This is a genomic window from Vibrio sp. B1Z05 (genome assembly GCF_052955985.1).
Genome location: NZ_CP130464.1, coordinates 1,022,745 through 1,040,376, shown reverse-complemented (window position 1 = coordinate 1,040,376; position 17,632 = coordinate 1,022,745). Strand labels below are relative to the sequence as shown.

The following is a 17,632-nucleotide window of genomic DNA, read 5'->3' as shown; positions in this document are numbered from 1 at the left end:
AAGTGTAATACCTGAAAGAAACAAGCCCTGAACATTAATGCTTAGGGCTTGTTTGCTATTGGATAAGAGGTGTTAGGTGCAGCTGGACGTATGCGTATAAATACATGTTATAAATACAGGTATAAATCATAATTATATGTGTAGTTGATACAAGTTAAACTGGGTACCAGATCAGTAAAAGATAAGTAAATCAAAGGAAATTAAAATGAGAGCTCTTACCTACAATGCAAGCCGTGACCAGTTTATTATCAAATCGTTACCTAAACCTCAAATAGAGACAGAGTGGGATGTGGTGGTAAAGGTTGACGTTGTCGCTCTTAACCCAGTAGATGCAAAGGTGTATTTATGGAAAGGGATGGTCGCGAACATGGACGATAATTTTGTTGGTGGGCTTGATGTTGCAGGAGAGATTGTAGAAGTAGGTAACAAAGTTATCGAATGGGATGTCGGCGATAAAGTTTTATATCACGGCAATATGCGTCGCACGCAAGGTGGATTAGCGGAATACGCTGTTCATGATTCACGTACTCTGATTGAGCATCCCAATATTGATTCAGCCGTTGCGGCAGCGACACCTTGTGCTGGTTGGACGGCATGGTGTGCGCTAGTGGACAAACTTGATATTGCGAACCGAGATTCCATTTTCATCGCAGGCGGTTCTGGTGGTGTAGGCAGTTTTGCCATTCAATTAGCTAAACATTACAAAGTACCTACGATAATTACGACTTGTTCGACTAAAAATCATGCTTACGTAAAAGGATTAGGTGCCTCACATTGTATTGATTATCTTAAGTCAGATGTCGCTTCTGAAGTAAATGAAATAATGCAAGGTACAGGGGTGGAAGTTGCATTGGATTGTGTCGGTGGTGACAATGATATTTTATGCAGTGAAGTATTAGGCTATCAAGGTCAGATGGTTGAATTGGTGCAGGTTGTACGCCCCGAAGCGTATAAGGATGTGTTTTTAAGAGGGCTAAGCTTTCATCAATTGAGTCTGGGTTCCGGACATGTAAATCATCGTCGAGGTCGCAATGCTATTGTCAGTGCAGGTAATGCTTTTAACCAACTTTTAGAGCAAGGAGAGATTTTGATACCTCAGCTAAACATTATTTCTCTTGATCAAGCGGCTGATGCCCTAACAGAAATAAGAGAACAGAGAACGGTTGGTAAAGTGGTGGTGGCTTTTTAATGCTTTTGTTGTTGGAGTGCACGCTTCAACATGATGAGATGGCATTCTATGAATACCAACACAATCCTCAGCTGTTGCATTAAGAATTATGTTGGTACGAGTGGCTAGTGGGTATCTGAAATTGCTTATTCAGACAGAGGGTCTGGTATTTGCTCTATTTTCAGCGTCTGAGTTGGGAAGGCGACGTCAGCACCATTGTCTTGGATGATCTGCATGATTTGCATCAGTACGTCTTGCTTCACTTCATGGAATCTTGCCCAATTGACGGTTTTGGTAAAGGTGTACACAAAAAAGTCTAATGAAGATGGGCCAAACGTGGTGAAGTTGACCATCAGAGTTTGATTAGCATCGATATCAGGATGATTTTTTAGCATGTGCTGAACTTCACTGATCACCTTCTCAATTTTACTCGAATCACAATAGCGAAGTCCGATAGTTTCATAGATACGGCGATTGGTCATACGTGAAGGGTTTTCGACCACAATATTGCTAAATACTGAGTTGGGTACATACAAAGGACGTTTATCAAAGGTGCGAATCTTGGTCATGCGCCAACCAATGCGTTCTACTGTACCTTCGATGTTTCTATCAGGGGAACGAATCCAGTCACCGACTTTAAATGGGCGGTCGAAGTACAGCATCATGCCACCGAAAAAGTTAGACAGCAGATCTTTTGCCGCTAAACCTGCAATCAAACCACCGACACCACCGAAGGTCAGCAAGCCTGATAGGCTCAGGCCAAGGGTTTGCATGACCGTGAGCACACCAATAATGATCACTAATAGGCGCACTAACTTGGCGACAGCCTGCACTGTGGTAACGTCACGCCCTTGTTTTTCAAGGATTTGGTTTTCAAAATTGGTGATGATGCGCGATAGGGCCCACACCACTATAAAGATGACTAAGATGAGCTTTGAAGAATATAGCCAATCAAACCTATGATCAAAATAGCGCTCCAGCACTAAGCCTAGAGATACTGTACCCGGCCATAGCCATATCAAGGTACTGATGGGGGTTTTGATGCCGTGCAATACCGCATCGTCCCAAACAATTCGGGTTTTATTGGCAATTTTTTCTAAGTGGCCAATCAAAATTGTCCAAGCAATCCAAAAGATCAAACTCAAGATAGTGATCAGCAGGATTTCATTTAAAATTGAGCTTTCGGTGATCTTAAAAAAATTAAACCACTGGCTATTGGTTGATTCCATTATGGATGGGTTTCCTTGAGTTTATTGTTTTGTACGGCATCGGTTACTAAAGACTGTAACCACTGTAGTTTATCATCATTTAACGGGTTGTCTTTCCACACCATGCTGATAGTAAAATCATTCACTTTAATGGCGGGCTCTGTGCGCGTTAACCCTTGCGCAATAAATGGAATTAACGACATCAGTTTTGGCACGATACAGATTAAATTTCGTCCTTTAATGAGTTGACCAATCGTTAAAAAATTTCGTGAGATCACTTGCACTTGGCGTTGATGGTTGAGTGTTGCAAGCTCTGCATCAATGGGGGTTTTCCAATTGCCATCGGCGCTGACTAAGGCGTGCGGCACCTTGCAAAAATCGTCGACACTGAGTGGCGCACTAAGGCCTGTAGTGTTGGCATCAAATAAGCAAACATGGCTTTCTTGATATAAGGTCGCAGACTGAAAACGCGTGTCTAACTCTGGAAAACTGCCTATCACTAAGTCTAGGCGTTCTTTTTCCATTATTTCTGAGAAGTTATGTCGATTAACATTAATAAAGCTGACTCGTACATGCGGCGCTTGTTGGGTGAGAGCATCAAATAGCACTGGAGCAAACACAAATTCAGCATAGTCGGTCATGCCGATGCGACAGGTTCCTTGAAAGGTTGCAGCGCAAAAGGCTTCTGGTTGTAAGATGTTGTTTTTAACGATCGCTAAAATCTGCTCAACATTAGAAGCCACAGACAATGCGCGCTCTGTGGGTTGCATGGTATGTCCTCGGCGATGGAACAAGGGGTCGCCCAACAATTTACGCAGTCGCGCAAGGGTATGGCTCATCGCCGACTGGCTAATATGCAGTTCGCTTGCCGCTTGCGATACGCTTCGAGTTTTTAATAATACCTGAAAAGCAATCAACAAATTAAGGTCGACACCTTTCCAATTAATTTCGCTCACACACTGCTCCCTGAACGGCTATTGATTAATTATCTAATCCTATTTTGTTCATAGTATATATCAATACTATTAATTTGAATCATAGTGGTGAGTCGCATATTGTATGCCTGACTTTAATGGTGAGTGGTTAGGTATGTTGTCAATTTTTAAGATATTTTTTGCTTTAGGCTGGGTCAGTTTTGGCGGGCCAGCGGCTCATATTGGCTATTTTAGGAAAACCTTTGTTGAACAAAAACAATGGCTAACAGATGCAGAATACGCTCAGCTGGTGGCTTTAAGTCAGTTCCTTCCTGGGCCAGGTTCAAGTCAGGTTGGCTTTGCTTTAGGGTATAAAAAAGGCGGCATCTCAGGCGCTTTTGCTGCATTTTTGGGTTTTACACTGCCTTCTATTGCGTTGATGATAGGGCTGGCGTTGTTAAGCAGTCGTTTGTTGGAAACCTCTGTGTTTATCGCCATTATGCATGCCCTAAAATTACTAGCAGTAGTGGTAGTGGCGGATGCCATCGTTGGCATGTATAAAAATTTCTGCCAAAGCAAACGCGCGATTATGTTGTGTTTGTTTGTGGCAGTTTCTATGTTGCTATTTAGCGGAATAATGGCGCAAGTGGTGACGTTATTGGTATGTGCCGTGTTGGGTTCGCTGTGGTTTAAGGAGCAAGCCCTAGAGAGCGCAACAGCAAGGCTTGATACAGGCAAGCTTTCTATCATGCCATTAGTTGTGTTTGCCACGGTATTGATTGTTGGCCCATTTGTGGCGTCACAAACACCGATATTGCTGATGTTCCATGATTTTTTCTATGCGGGATCGTTAGTGTTTGGTGGCGGTCATGTGGTGTTGCCTTTGTTGCAAAATGTGGTGGGAGAGCAACTGACCACAGACACTTTTCTAACGGGCTATGCGGCGGCGCAAGCGGTGCCGGGACCCATGTTCACTTTTGCCACCTATTTAGGCTATGAGTTACTTCCGCAGCAACCTATCCTTGGCGCTGTAGTGGCAACTGCAGCGGTATTTTTACCGGGATTTTTATTGATTTTAACCGTAATCAACAATTGGCAATCTTTGGCGTCAATCCCTCGTGTTGCGGCTGCACTAAAAGGGGTGAATGCTGGGGTGGTTGGCTTATTGATAGCCGCACTGTATCAACCGATATTTGTCAGTGCAGTTGTTGGAGCGCAAGATTTTGCCATTGTATTGATTGGGTATTTTTTGCTGAAACAATTAAAACTGCCCATCGTTGCTTTAGTGGCAAGCTTTATTGGTTATGGTGTTTTGCTTTCGTTACTGTAGATTTTTAATGAATTAGAGTTTGCGCTTGTTTATTACAATTGATTAACATCATTGATTCGCTATTGATCTAGATCATTTTTTTGAATAGATATCTGAACTAAGGTGGAGTTGTTAATAAAGTGTGAACAAAGGAGTATTCGCATGGAACTAAAACAAGACCCTAGATGTTACACGGACGTATGCGTAGATGGACTTTGGTATCACTATGATCATTGCGGCACAAAAGCGTATATCTTAAAAGGTGGCGCAGCACCTGAGGTAGACTTTCATAAAGAGCCGAAAACGGAAGATGAGTTAGTTGCGCTGATCAAGGCACTGGGTAGCGTGAAATAGAGAATCACGACAACAACAAAGCGTGATATGTGATAAAACAGAGACTGAATAAACAACGCCCTAGCACTAAGATTATTGTGCTAGGGCGTTTTATTTTGCTTAAAAGGGGTTTAGTTCTGACGACGCAGAGCTACCGCATCGGCTAATTGATACAGTACTTTTTCAGTGTCTTGCCAACCAATACATCCGTCAGTAATAGACTGCCCGTACGTGTCCACTTTACCGTCAACCAGATCTTGTCGGCCTTCAACCAGGTGCGATTCAATCATGACACCGAAGATGGCTTGTTCGCCGCCAGCAATTTGCGCTGATACGTCCTGACAAACGTTGATTTGACGTTGGTATTGCTTACTGCTGTTGGCATGACTAAAGTCGATCATCACCTTCTCACGCAGTTTAGAGGCGTTCAGCTGCCCTTTAATAGAAGCAACATGTTCTGCGCTGTAGTTTGGCTCTTTACCACCGCGTAAAATGATGTGGCAATCAGGGTTACCGGCTGTTTCTACAATCGCAGAATGACCAAACTTAGTTACTGATAAGAAGTGATGCTGAGCTTCTGCGCTACGGATAGCGTCAGTGGCGATTTTAATATTGCCGTCAGTACCATTTTTAAATCCAACTGGGCAAGAGACGCCAGAGGCTAGCTCGCGGTGTACTTGTGATTCTGTGGTACGTGCGCCGATTGCGCCCCAACTGATCAAATCACCCACGTATTGCGGTGTGATCATATCTAAGAATTCACCCGCAGTCGGAAGCCCCATATCTGTAAGATCTAAAAGCAGTTTACGAGCCATTCTTAGGCCGTCATTTAATTTATAAGTGTCGTCTAAGTATGGGTCGTTGATCAGGCCTTTCCAGCCGACTGTGGTACGTGGCTTTTCAAAATAGACGCGCATAACGATTTCAAGGCGGTCGCCAAGCTCATCACGCAATACTTTTAAACGCTCGCCATATTCCAGTGCTGCTTTAGGGTCATGGATTGAACATGGACCAACAATGACCAGTAAACGGTCATCTTGATCGTTGAGGATATTATGAATCGACTGTCTAGACTCATAGGTGGTGCGAGTCGCAGTTTCGGTTGCGGGAAAGCGCTCCAAAATAGCGATAGGGGGCAGCAGTTGTTTTACTCGATTGATGCGAACGTCATCAGTTTGGTACATGTTTAATAATCCTTATTAATTGTCGCTATAACATCTGTACTTATTTTCATTGGCGTGTAAATACAGAAACGACGTCTTTTATTTATTGCTTCCATGCAACTTATCTAAGATAAAAATGACTTTCAATCACTTTTTTCAATGAAAAGCAATATATTGCAAGTAGAAAAAATTTACAAAATGCGTAAATAATTTCTTACATCAGAGTGAATGTAGCGCCTTTGTGTTTAAAAATAATGATAAATACGTTTATTTTTAATGACTTAAAGGCAGTTATTGTTCATTGTGCATGTAAATTTTTAACACCTATCAAACGGATTGTCGAGATTTATTGGTTCTGATATTACGCGCTGGGTTTTATATTTTCGGCGCGAGAACTTGCGATCACCTCAATAGTATTACGCCCTTTTTGCTTAGCTTGATACAAAGCTTTATCGGCATCACTAATTAATTGCAGTATGGAGTTTTCTACCGAAGGGACCATGCTGGCGATACCGAAGCTGGCGGTCAGATAAGGGCAGACCTCACTATTTGGGTGTGTGATTTTGAGTGATAAGATTTTATTCAGCGCAGTTTCAGCGATATGAGTAGCCCCTTCAATTTCGGTGTTAGGTAGCAGTAATACAAACTCCTCACCGCCAAATCTAGCCACCAAATCGGCTGGGCGAGATAACGTTTCGTTGAGGGCTTTGGCTACTAAAACTAGGCTCTCATCTCCTTTAATATGCCCATAGTGATCGTTATATTGCTTAAAAAAATCCACATCACACATAATAATGGACATCGGCTTTCTTTCACGCTTCATTCTGCGCCATTCAATATCCGATACCGAATCAAATTTTAAGCGGTTGGCAATATTGGTCAAAGAATCGGTCATCGATAAGCGCTTCACTTTACTCAATATCTCTTCTAGTTGAAGCTCTCGGTTTTCTATAGCATGCAACATTTCATTGAGTTGTTCCGATAACTTACCTATCTCATCGTCTGATTTTACGTGGGTACGTTGTTGGTAGTTTCGCGTATAGGTAATGGAGGTGGCACTGGCCGTCAATTGGGTGATAGGGGCAATAACGATCTTTTTAAGAATAAACCAAACCGCGATTAACAGCAGGATACCAAGTAGAGTACTGATTATGATCGCCGATTGAATAGCCACGGTACCTTGCTGGCTAATATCCCTTTGAAAGTAGGATTTCATTAACATAATGGGCTTGTTATCACTAAAGAGATAGCGAGAAACTTCAAGCGTATGGTTGCCCAACTCTTCAATTAGAAACTCGTTATTCACCTGAATAGATTTATTATCTATGGGGATCAGTTGGAATCGAACATGAGTTTGTTCAATGATATCTGAAACTAATTCGGTATCAACATAGCGTCCGCGAACAATTAATCCTTTCGATGGGCCGCTTTCATTCGACATTAAAATAGGACGAATAGAATAGGCCACCGGTCTTTGGTTGAGTAAAATGAGCCCTTTGTAATTAGCGTCGGCATTGATTGTTGGAGAGGTCACATTGGCAAATTTAGTTTGCAGTCGGTCAATGACGCTTTGTGTAAAACGATCATCGCTGACTAAGGTATTGCGATTACTGTCGTATATGCCTTGCCATATAAGATAATGACTTTCATTGAAAAAAAACAGGAAGTCAAACTTACCATTGCGAAATGATTCTATACCTAGATTGGAGGCGATATATTTAGGGTTGTGCCCTTGTATGAAAGAGTAGGTTTCGTCCCAAGCCCCCCAATCTTTATTGAGTAAGTCTAACATTTCAATATCACTATTAAGATTGGCAGCAACGCGTTCAAAGTTGGTGATAGCGTCATGCTGCTCTAGTTTTTGAAAGGTAGGTAGGACGTATCGCCATTGACCATAAAAGCTTATCGCGATTATTGCTATGAGAAGAGGCAATAAAGTAAAAACAATTTTTTTTGATAATGACATTTGGCTCTTACATACTGAAGAATAGGTATAAAATGACTATGGCTATATACTTGAAAACATTCATCATTCAGTGAATTTTTATCATAGTCTAATATAAATAACAGCGAACAATAATCACGTGCATATGTAACGAGGATCACAATGGGTAGGGTTAATATTTATTCGAGCCAACCAGCGGCTTACAAAGCATTTTTTGCTGTCGAGGCCTATTTAAAACAATGTGGCTTTGATTCGATCTTAGAAGAGCTTGTTCGAGTGAGAACATCTCAACTTAATGGGTGTGCGTATTGTATTCATATCCATACCCAAGCAGCGCTTGAACGTGGGGAATCTCGGGAGCGTATTTTTGCGTTAAGTGTGTGGAAGGAATCAGTTCTATTTTCTGAAAAAGAACGGGCTGTTTTATCCCTTGTCGAAGAGATGGTGCACATTTCCGCTCAAGGAGTCACTGATGCTACTTATCTAACATTACAGAAATATTTTGCAGAGGATGAGATTGCGCAGTTATTGGTGCTTTGCACCATGATGAACGCATGGAACCGACTTGGAGTCGCCACTCATGCAAATGAGCAGACTAAGTACTAGTCTGTTTGCGGTGATTATTTGCTAATGAAGTTGATATCAGTATGTCTCTAGAAATCGCTCGGAAAAAGAAAAACCCAAGATGGATAGTCTTGGGTTTGGAGAGTGGGCCTGAGATGCGTAAGTTTGCCAACTGATACAAAGTAGACCTAATGATATGAGGCTTTAAAAAGCCTTTCTCGTAGTGAGCAATTATTGATATTTATTATGACTACTCAATAAGCCTACTTGTAAATGCTTAGTCATGCCAATAAGAAATAAGAAAATCAGTCTTTTATAACTCTTTTCTTAAGATTTGCTGGGCATTTACGCGTGATAAAACTCGGAAATTAAAATGGGTGATGCGCGAATATATCGTCAATAATACTTTCAAGCACAACCTTATCATTGTTCATTTTTGCAAAGGTGCGTAGCCCTGTTATTTGGATTTGAAGATAGTTGGCAAGATCTGTCGCACTTTTCTCTTTATCCAACTCTCCCATTTGTTGAGCTTGCTCGATGAGTTTGACAAATTCATCCACCACTTTACTAAGATGAGCTTTAGTCTCATCAAGTAATTCTTGATGTTCGCTAGTCAGTTCACTTAACGTTTTCGCTAACATACACACCCCATTGGGTGCGCCTTGTGCAGTTTCAATGACTTGCGCTTTGACAAAGTCTTTCAACGCCCCTAATGGAGAAGCGTTACCCTGACGACACAATTCAATGCTAGCCAATCCATGTTGGGTGTAGTTTTTAAGTGCCTCTTTAAATAAGCCATCTTTACTACCAAAAGCGGCATAGATACTACCTGGTCGCATATCAATTTCATCTTGAAGATTGCGCATAGAGGTCGCATGGTAGCCTTTTTTCCAGTATAGATTTGTTGCCTTTTCAATCACTTCATTGCGATCGAACTGTGCCGTTTTTGCCATTGATGATGCCCATTTCTTTGAACGTATGTTCAATCTTAAAGAGTATTGATGGATGGGTAAAGAAAACGCCGCAGATAAACGCGTTGAACATTATTGTCACAGAGTTGCTTTACTCACACTAATGTTTAAGCGGGCTTGTATGCCGAAATTATCTGCTCGACGATCTCCAGCATGTTATCTCCCTGTATCTCCGGTTTGAGATAGAGCGGATTATAGAAGGCTGCAGTGCGAGCGATATATGCGGCTTTTAGTCCTTGAGACATTGCACCATGCGTATCCCAATCATGCGTCGCCACTAAACGTAAATTCTCTTTGGCAACGCCCAGTTGTTGGCCGACAAATTGGTACACCGTTGCATCTGGCTTAAAGCTGCCAGTGCTCTCAACAGAAACTACCTCATCAAAATACTCAGCTAAATCTGCTTGGGCAATTTGTTGATTGATTAATGCAGACGATGAGTTAGAAAAAGCCACGGTTTTAAAGCCATGTTGTTTTAATTTGCTCAGTGCCGGCTTAATGTCTGAGTGGGCCTGTAAGTTAGCAAATCCTTTTAGCAATTCAGTTCTTTGTTTATCACTTAAAGTGACTTTGTAATACGTTGCTACGTTATCGAGTGTTATTGCCGCTAGCGTGGCAAAATCGCTACGGACTCCAGTAGCGATGCATACCGTAGAGGTGTGTAGCAGGCGTGAAAACCACAGTGACAAGGCATCTTGCTGAGCAAACGCTGTGATAAAACCGGGTTTGAGTGAGCTCAGATCCAAAACAGTTTCATTGATATCAAATAGAATAATCTCGGAATTCATAGTAGGTACTCACTCTCGTTAGCTGTTATAGCAATTTGTATTTATTTTATAAGTTCTTGCAGCGCTTGTTTAAATGATTGCTGTGGGTGTGCGCCAGTCATAGCGCTTTGTCGGTTAAATACCACAGTAGGAACGCCGCTTACGCCCATTTGATGCCATTGCTCTTCGATAGCTTGAATTGAATTTTTAAGCTCAATATCATCAAGTGCCAATGCCGCACCTTGTTTAGCAATACCGACCGCTTGTGCTTCATTGAGTAGCACTTCGCGATCTGATACATCTTTGTGTTCAGTAAAGAAAGCGGAAAACAGACGCATTTTAAGTTTACTTTGTAATCCAAATAGCTTGGCATGCTCTAAAAGAACATGTGCATCGCGAGTATTGACCATTTTCATCTCTTCAAAGTAATCGAACTTAAAGCCATATTGAGCCCCTTGCTCGGCGATATTGTTGCGTGCCTTATCACTGTCTTCGCGTGATGCGCCATATTTGCGTGCAACATGATCGCGCAGGTTTTCCCCTTCTGCTGGCATGTCAGGGTTAAGTTCAAAGGGTTGCCATTCGATATCAACGCGGTCTTGAATGCCAAGCTCGTTAATGGCGGCTTCAAGATGCTTGAAACCAACAATACACCAAGGGCAGACAATGTCAGAAATAATGTCGAGTTTGATTCTGTTGCTCATAATGAGTCTCCGCTTTGGAAGTATGCTGTGCTTTTAAGGTATTTAACTAAGTTATTTAATCAAGGAATAGCCAATAAGACGTTGTTGATGTGTCTTATCTTCTATTCCTTATTTTCTATTATGTGCTTTAGACACAACAATTATGCTTTTTTAGTCCAAGCAAACTGCTCAAACATAGGATCTACTGGTGTTTTTGCAACGTGATTTACGTAATTGCTGATCACTTTTTGTGATAAACCAAGGATCACTTCAAGCACTTGTTGCTGACCATAACCTGCGGCAAAGAATGCTTCCATTTGCGCATCAGAGACATTGCCACGCTCACGTACCATAGCCAAAGTAAAGTCGTGCAACGCTTGCAGTTTAGCCGTTGGCATTGCTTGTTGATTACGTAGTGCTTCGCTTAGCGCAGGATCAACTTTCATTGAATGTGCAATCGCGGTATGTGCCGGTACACAAAACTGGCATTCATGTTCCACGTTGATGGTTTGCCACACAACAGTGAGCTCTTCTGCATCAAATGAAGTGTTAGTGAAGAGTTGGTGAATTTGTTGGTACGCTTTGAATGTTTCTGGAGACTCAGCCATGACCGCATATAACCCAGGAATGGCGCCCACTTGCTTAATTGCACCTTCTAGCATTGGTTTACTTTTTTCTGGTGCTGTCTCTACTGTGTGGAATTTGAATGTGCTCATTGTATTACCCCAATAAATTAATTGTGCTTGATTGCAGCGTCAGGTATCTCATTAATGAAACCCAGCTGATAGGCGGCGTGTTTCCCGTCGATGGAGAGAACTATAGTGCCTATTGAGCGATCGTTCAAGTTAATTATTGAGTGATCGTTCAATTATTTGGTGAGGTTTTCATAGGTTGTTGTTTTTATGTGTTTTTTATTAGTTACTATTCGATAAAAAGCACAAGGCAAAGTAGTACTACTTTGCCTTCTATCACTAAACTCATTTATAAAGGGGAATAAATTGATGCTCACTCACCGGTTTTTTGAAAATCATACACACTGCCAAGGTGGAGTATTTGGGTCAGTTCATCAAGAGCGGTTTGGCTTTCACTCAGCAGCATAGGGTCGGATAGATCTTGAGCGGTGATAGAGTCTCGATAATGACGCTCTACCCAGTGATTTAATTGACTGAAAAGTTCATCGGTCATAATCACTGATTGATTCATTGCACTGAGTTCTTTTGGTGACAAGACCACGCGCAAACGTAGGCATGCTGGTCCGCCGCCGTTTTGCATGCTCTGTTTTAGATCGAAGCACAATAATTTATCTATGCCTGATTGGCTTGAGATCAAAGAGTGTAAGTAATCCGATACTTGCGGGTTTTGTTCGCATTCTCTTGGCACGACTAAAGCGGTTTTGCCATTTGGCAAAGTGAGCAGTTGGCTATTAAATAGGTAGCTGTTTACTGCATCTTCTACCGACACAGCAGATTGCGGCACTTCAATAATATTGAGTGGCTTATCCATCGCCTCGTTTAGCCTTTGATAAACGCTGTCTTTGTTTAAAAACGCCTTTTCATGGCAGAGCATGATATCGCGGTTGCCAACGGCAATAACGTCGTTGTGAAATACGCCAGCATCAATCACATCAGGGTGTTGCTGGGCAAAAACCACTTTATCGTCGGCTAATGAGTGAGTGCGAGCAATTGCAGCGCTAGCTTCTAGAGTTTGTCTCGCCGGAAATTTTTTAGGTTTTGCTAGAGCGCGGTTAAAAGCACTTTCACCAAAAACAAAAAAACCAACCCCTTGTTCACCGTATTCACGGCAAAAACGGGTATGGTTGGCTGCGCCTTCATCACCAAAGTAAGGGCTTGCAGGCAGGGCATCATGGTGAACAAAGTGGCTTGCATCACTAAACATGGCTTTTAAAATTCGCCCGGTTTGTGGATGTTCGATAGAGCGATGGAATTTGTTGATCAAATTTGCCGGTGTGAAATGCAGTTTGCCATCAGCGGTATCGCTACTGGGTGATACGGTAGCGGCATTGGCGGTCCACATGCTTGAGGCCGAGCAACAGGCCGCTAAAAGTGCCGGAGAGTGAGCGGCGGCTTGCTTGAGAATAGAGCCAGTATCTCCAGTAAAACCGAGCTGGCGTAACGCACCAATATCAGGGCGAACTAACGGAGCTATCACCCCTTGAGTCATGCCCAGATCATGCAAGGCTTTCATTTTTTTCAAGCCTTCTTTAGCGGCAAGCTTAGGGCTAGAGGCTTTGGTTTTATTATTTTTTGAGGCAAGGTTACCATCAGACAGGCCGGCGTAGTTGTGAGTAGGGCCGACAAGTCCATCAAAGTTAGCTTCAACGTATTGAGTTGAGTGTTTCATCTTCATTCCTTGATTACTATTCTTGCTCTGACAAAGGGCCAAATAGGGGCACATACGCGGCTACGTCGCCGTCTTTTAATTGTAGGGTGTCGGCTAATTGTGCATCTATTATCAGAGTATTGTCTTCAATTTGTATCGCTTTGGTTGCTAAAGCTCGAAAGTGCTTAACTTGTCCGTTGCTGATTAAATAGGGCGTGTTTGAGTGGTTGATGTGCTGGGAGATTCGCACCATTGCTGTTTGTTGTTCCTTGACCGCTCGAATGTCGGATAGCTGAGATTCCAACATGGGACCGGCATCAAAAATATCCACGTAATGATTAAAACGAAATCCTTCTGCTTCTAATAGTTTTCTAGCTGGCAAGGTGTGCGGATGAGTGTGACCTATCACTTCTTGTACGGTTTCGGGCAGTAAATTGGTGTAAATCGGATTTTTCGGCATTAATTCGGCGATAAACACTTTGTCATGCATTGAGAGTTTATCGGCGATAGCAAAGTCTAAGTTAAAAAAGTGTCTGCCTAACCCTTCCCAAAACGGCGAGTTGCCTTCTTCGTCACTAAAACCTCGCATTTCAGCAATGACGGTAGAATCAAAGCGATTGGCATTTTGTCCCATAAATAAGAAACGGCTTTTAGAAAGCAGGTGGCCGTTGAAGCCTTTTCTTGAATCCGGTAGCAGAAACAAAGTGCAAAGCTCGGTACATCCAGTGTGAAAGTTACTCAAGCTGAGTGTTTGGATCTTATTGTATACATCCAGCTCTCTAGATGAGTGCACAGTAGTATCGAGATGGTAGCTATAAAAAGGGTCTTGCAGACCTATACCCGCTTGTATAGCGCAGGTTCCGACCAACTGTTTTTGCGCTAAATCTTCGGCAACAAACAGGTAGTAGCCGTCTGGTAATGGCGTGTCGCTATTAAACGCAGCGCAGCCTTGTTTGACCATTTCATCGAGGCGTTTGGGATCGTCCTGCATTGAGGTGAATCCAGTGCCGGTTTGTTTTGCTAACTTCGCCAATCCTTGACGATCATTGGCTGTAATAGGGCGTATTAACAGCATAAATAATGCATTCCTTGCCATTTAAATATGCAGTCACAATACAGGCAAAGGCGGGGGGATCAAGCATGGAATATTCAATTGTTCGATGAGTTTATTGCATATATGCAATTTTTTAGCCTCTGATATTCGCTTTGTGTGACTGTATATTCACTTATTGAGTCGTTAACTCGGAATGACCTCACCCAGAGATGACTAATTATGAAAATAGGTTCACTACTGGCATTATTTTAGTGACTTTTGATGAAGTGTGATCAATCTCTAAGTTTAGTTATTCATTTGCTGGTGGTTTATATCGTTGATTTTTTGTTTTATGGCTTGCGAGCTTGAAGAAGCACCTATACTGATAACTGTAAAACTGAATTCTCATTGAGCAAAAGAGGACGATGGATGAAGATAGGGATATTAGTGTGTGGGCATCTTTCTGAGCCACTTGCCGCAGTATATGGACAATACTCAAATATGATTGCAACTGCTTTTCAAGCCGTAAATGATGAGATGATATTTGCAGAATATGAAGCGTTTAATCAGCAACTTCCCAATTTAGATGAGTGTGATGGTTATATTGTCACTGGCAGTGTGTGTAATGCTTTTGATGATGCCCCTTGGATTGTCGATTTGATGAGTTGGGTACAGCGTTGCGAAGCGCGTCGTATCCCATTAGTGGGTATTTGTTTCGGTCATCAACTGATTGCTCGAGCGCTGGGTGGCACTGTTGGTCGTTCCGAAAAAGGCTGGGGATTGGGCAGTTATGAGGTCAATGTCGTGGTGCAAAAGCGTTGGATGAATTTTTCTATTGATCGATTGCGCATGCTAGTCAGCCATCAAGACCAAGTGATTACCGTGCCAAAAGGGATGCGAGTAATCGCATCCAATGAATTTTGTCCCAACTTTATGCTTGCCAAAGATAACCATCTTTTTACCATTCAGGGACATCCTGAATTTACCTTAGATTTTATGTCGCAATTGGTGGAACAACGTAAGCATCTTATTAGTGAAGAGCAGTATTTAGCGACATTTGAGCAAGCCAAAGAGGTGCTTGATTCAGCTATTGTATTGCACTGGATTGATTCATTTTTTGTGTTTAATACTGAATCGATTCAAGACCCGAGCTTTGCTCAGTTAGTGTAACGCGCTCTGCAAATTAGCCATAAAAAAAGGTTAGAAGCACAGCTTCTAACCTTTTTACTTTTAAGCACTTTTAGTTGCTAACAGACAGCCTATTGCGCGATCTATTGCGCGATAAAGCCGCCAGTTTGATGCGCCCATAATTGAGCGTAAATGCCGTTACCTTCAATCAGTTGTTGGTGAGTTCCTTGTTCCACTACATGCCCTTTGTCTAATACAATCAATCTATCCATAGAGGCAATAGTAGATAGGCGATGGGCAATGGCTATTACGGTTTTACCTTGCATCAACTCATTTAAGCTCTCTTGAATCGCCGCTTCCACTTCTGAATCCAGCGCAGAGGTGGCTTCATCTAGCACTAAAATAGGTGCATCTTTTAGCAGTACCCGAGAAATGGCGATTCGTTGGCGTTGCCCACCCGATAGCTTAACGCCGCGCTCACCCACTTGTGCGTCATAGCCGACATTACCAAACGGGTCGGTTAGAGTATCAATGAACTCATGTGCGTGTGCTTGTGTGGTTGCGGCAATAAGGGCTTCTTCACTGGCATCAGGGTTGCCGTACAAGATGTTGTCGCGAATAGAGCGGTGTAGCAGTGACGTATCTTGAGTCACCATACCAATTTTACTGCGCAATGAATCTTGGGTAATGGAGGCAATATCTTGGTTATCAATACTGATTTTGCCGCCTTCCACATCGTGAAAGCGCAGCAGTAAGTTCACCAACGTCGATTTACCGGCGCCAGAGCGACCCACTAAACCGACTTTTTCACCCGGTTTAATATTGAGACTTAGGTTGCTAATAACCCCTTTATTTTCGCCATAGTGGAAGCTCACATCATCAAACTGTATGCCGCCGTGTTCAACCTTGATAGGTTTAGCATCTGGCTTGTCTTGAATATCAATCGGCTTAGAAAGGGTTGCCATACCATCCACCGTTGTGCCCATATTTTCAAATAGTGCCCCCACTTCCCACATGATCCACATCGACATACCATTTAAACGCAGCGCTAAACTGATGGCGATGGCGATAGCACCCACGCTAATAGCGCTCTCGGTCCATAGGTAGATAGAAATTGCGGCAATGGCAAACACCAGGAAGTAATTGACCACTTCCACCATCACATTAAAGCCAGTCACCAAGCGCATTTGACGGTAAACGGTATCAAGAAAACCTTCCATACCTTGTTCGGCGTATTCGGTTTCTCGTTTGCTGTGCGAAAACAGCTTTACAGTGGCTATGTTGGTGTAGCTATCAACGATGCGTCCGGTCATGGTTGAGCGGGCATTGGCTTGCTCTGAGGAGACCTTTTTCAGGCGCGGCACAAAGTAGCACTGAATGCCGATATAGGCGAACAGCCACAACAACATAGGCAGCATTAAACGGTAGTCCGCTTGCGCTAGCAATACGATGATTGAGGTGAAGTACACACAAACATACACAAACACATCTAGCGACTTCATCACGGTTTCGCGTACCGACAGAGAGGTTTGCATCACCTTAGTGGCGATTCGGCCCGCAAAATCATCTTGATAGAAGGATAAGCTTTGCTTTAATAGGTAGCGGTGCGCCATCCAACGAATCGACATTGGGTAGTTACCTAACAATGTTTGATGCTGAATCAGTGAATGTAAAATCACCAGAATTGGCATGACAATGAGCACCAGTACACCATAGATAATCAGTGTATTGGCGTTGTCTTGCATGAAGGTTTCTGGACTACTCGAACTGAGCCAGTCAACCAGTTTCCCCATCATGCCAAATAGAGAAACCTCTACAATTGCCACTATGGTACTTAAAAGTGCCATTAGTAGTAGAGGTTTTTCAAAACCTTTGGTGTAGTACCGACAAAAAGCGAACACAGTATTGGGTGGTTGTTCGGGCTCTTGCTTAGGGAAGGCTTTGGTGAATCCTTCGAATAGTTTATACATGTATTGATCCTAAAATGTCGCCTTGCGAAGAGAAGGTTAGTCACAGCAAGGGTTTGATAGCTTTTTCTTGCGTTATTGCTGAACGCATAAATTACGATGATTGCTGTTAGCACCTTGTGTGATATCAGAAATATCG

General features: G+C 42.6%; 16 protein-coding genes. 5 read left to right on the top strand and 11 right to left on the bottom strand.

Annotated features, from left to right (window positions below; genetic code table 11):
- Positions 1 to 205 precede the first annotated feature (205 nt).
- On the top strand, positions 206 to 1,189 hold the full coding sequence (locus QV280_RS17170) for a zinc-binding dehydrogenase (protein WP_152820188.1): 984 nt from the start codon (positions 206 to 208) through the stop codon (positions 1,187 to 1,189).
- 125 nt (positions 1,190 to 1,314) lie between these two features.
- On the opposite strand, the gene QV280_RS17165 is transcribed toward QV280_RS17170, so the two are convergent.
- The gene (locus QV280_RS17165; RefSeq protein WP_152820187.1) at positions 1,315 to 2,397 is read right to left on the bottom strand and encodes a mechanosensitive ion channel family protein; all 1,083 of its coding nucleotides are present in this window, start codon (positions 2,395 to 2,397) and stop codon (positions 1,315 to 1,317) included.
- Entirely contained in the window at positions 2,397 to 3,332 is a 936-nt protein-coding gene (locus QV280_RS17160; protein ID WP_023405116.1) for a LysR family transcriptional regulator, read from the bottom strand. Before QV280_RS17160 ends, QV280_RS17165 begins: the two co-directional genes overlap by 1 nt.
- A 133-nt stretch (positions 3,333 to 3,465) precedes the next feature.
- Here QV280_RS17160 and chrA point away from each other — a divergent pair, with 133 nt between their 5' ends.
- Together chrA and QV280_RS17150 are read left to right on the top strand one after the other, a co-directional pair.
- Positions 3,466 to 4,620, top strand: a complete 1,155-nt coding sequence (gene chrA, locus QV280_RS17155) for a chromate efflux transporter (RefSeq protein WP_152820865.1) — start codon at positions 3,466 to 3,468, stop codon at positions 4,618 to 4,620.
- Between the two features lie 141 nt (positions 4,621 to 4,761).
- Positions 4,762 to 4,953 carry a hypothetical protein gene (locus QV280_RS17150; RefSeq protein ID WP_023405114.1) on the top strand — a complete coding sequence of 64 codons (192 nt, stop codon included), beginning with the start codon at positions 4,762 to 4,764 and terminating at the stop codon, positions 4,951 to 4,953.
- Between the two features lie 110 nt (positions 4,954 to 5,063).
- Here QV280_RS17150 and aroG read toward each other — a convergent pair whose 3' ends face one another.
- Both aroG and QV280_RS17140 read right to left on the bottom strand, forming a co-directional pair.
- Positions 5,064 to 6,116 (bottom strand): 3-deoxy-7-phosphoheptulonate synthase AroG, encoded by a 1,053-nt coding sequence (gene aroG, locus QV280_RS17145; protein WP_023405113.1) that lies wholly within the window; start codon positions 6,114 to 6,116, stop codon positions 5,064 to 5,066.
- Between the two features lie 340 nt (positions 6,117 to 6,456).
- On the bottom strand, positions 6,457 to 8,061 hold the full coding sequence (locus QV280_RS17140) for a sensor domain-containing diguanylate cyclase (protein WP_152820186.1): 1,605 nt from the start codon (positions 8,059 to 8,061) through the stop codon (positions 6,457 to 6,459).
- Positions 8,062 to 8,202: 141 nt separating this feature from the next.
- Between QV280_RS17140 and QV280_RS17135 the strand changes: the two genes are divergently transcribed.
- Positions 8,203 to 8,646 carry a carboxymuconolactone decarboxylase family protein gene (locus QV280_RS17135; protein ID WP_152820185.1) on the top strand — a complete coding sequence of 148 codons (444 nt, stop codon included), beginning with the start codon at positions 8,203 to 8,205 and terminating at the stop codon, positions 8,644 to 8,646.
- A 326-nt stretch (positions 8,647 to 8,972) separates the two neighbouring features.
- On the opposite strand, the gene QV280_RS17130 is transcribed toward QV280_RS17135, so the two are convergent.
- The 6 genes from QV280_RS17130 to astA all read right to left on the bottom strand — a co-directional run bounded on the left by QV280_RS17130 (position 8,973) and on the right by astA (position 14,440).
- The gene (locus QV280_RS17130; protein WP_152820184.1) at positions 8,973 to 9,557 is read right to left on the bottom strand and encodes a TetR/AcrR family transcriptional regulator; all 585 of its coding nucleotides are present in this window, start codon (positions 9,555 to 9,557) and stop codon (positions 8,973 to 8,975) included.
- A 125-nt stretch (positions 9,558 to 9,682) separates the two neighbouring features.
- Positions 9,683 to 10,363 (bottom strand): haloacid dehalogenase type II, encoded by a 681-nt coding sequence (locus QV280_RS17125; protein WP_152820183.1) that lies wholly within the window; start codon positions 10,361 to 10,363, stop codon positions 9,683 to 9,685.
- 41 nt (positions 10,364 to 10,404) lie between these two features.
- A complete protein-coding gene (locus tag QV280_RS17120) occupies positions 10,405 to 11,046 on the bottom strand; it encodes a DsbA family oxidoreductase (RefSeq protein ID WP_152820182.1) in 642 nt (213 codons plus the stop codon).
- Between the two features lie 140 nt (positions 11,047 to 11,186).
- Positions 11,187 to 11,741, bottom strand: a complete 555-nt coding sequence (locus QV280_RS17115; protein WP_023405107.1) for a carboxymuconolactone decarboxylase family protein — start codon at positions 11,739 to 11,741, stop codon at positions 11,187 to 11,189.
- Between the two features lie 289 nt (positions 11,742 to 12,030).
- Positions 12,031 to 13,386 carry an N-succinylarginine dihydrolase gene (astB, locus tag QV280_RS17110; RefSeq protein ID WP_152820181.1) on the bottom strand — a complete coding sequence of 452 codons (1,356 nt, stop codon included), beginning with the start codon at positions 13,384 to 13,386 and terminating at the stop codon, positions 12,031 to 12,033.
- Between the two features lie 16 nt (positions 13,387 to 13,402).
- A complete protein-coding gene (gene astA, locus QV280_RS17105; RefSeq protein WP_152820180.1) occupies positions 13,403 to 14,440 on the bottom strand; it encodes an arginine N-succinyltransferase in 1,038 nt (345 codons plus the stop codon).
- A gap of 387 nt (positions 14,441 to 14,827) precedes the next feature.
- Here astA and QV280_RS17100 point away from each other — a divergent pair, with 387 nt between their 5' ends.
- Positions 14,828 to 15,568, top strand: coding sequence for a type 1 glutamine amidotransferase (locus QV280_RS17100; RefSeq protein WP_152820179.1), 741 nt, complete (start codon positions 14,828 to 14,830; stop codon positions 15,566 to 15,568).
- Between the two features lie 101 nt (positions 15,569 to 15,669).
- On the opposite strand, the gene QV280_RS17095 is transcribed toward QV280_RS17100, so the two are convergent.
- The gene (locus QV280_RS17095; protein WP_152820178.1) at positions 15,670 to 17,496 is read right to left on the bottom strand and encodes an ABC transporter ATP-binding protein; all 1,827 of its coding nucleotides are present in this window, start codon (positions 17,494 to 17,496) and stop codon (positions 15,670 to 15,672) included.
- Between the last annotated feature and the right edge of the window lie 136 nt (positions 17,497 to 17,632).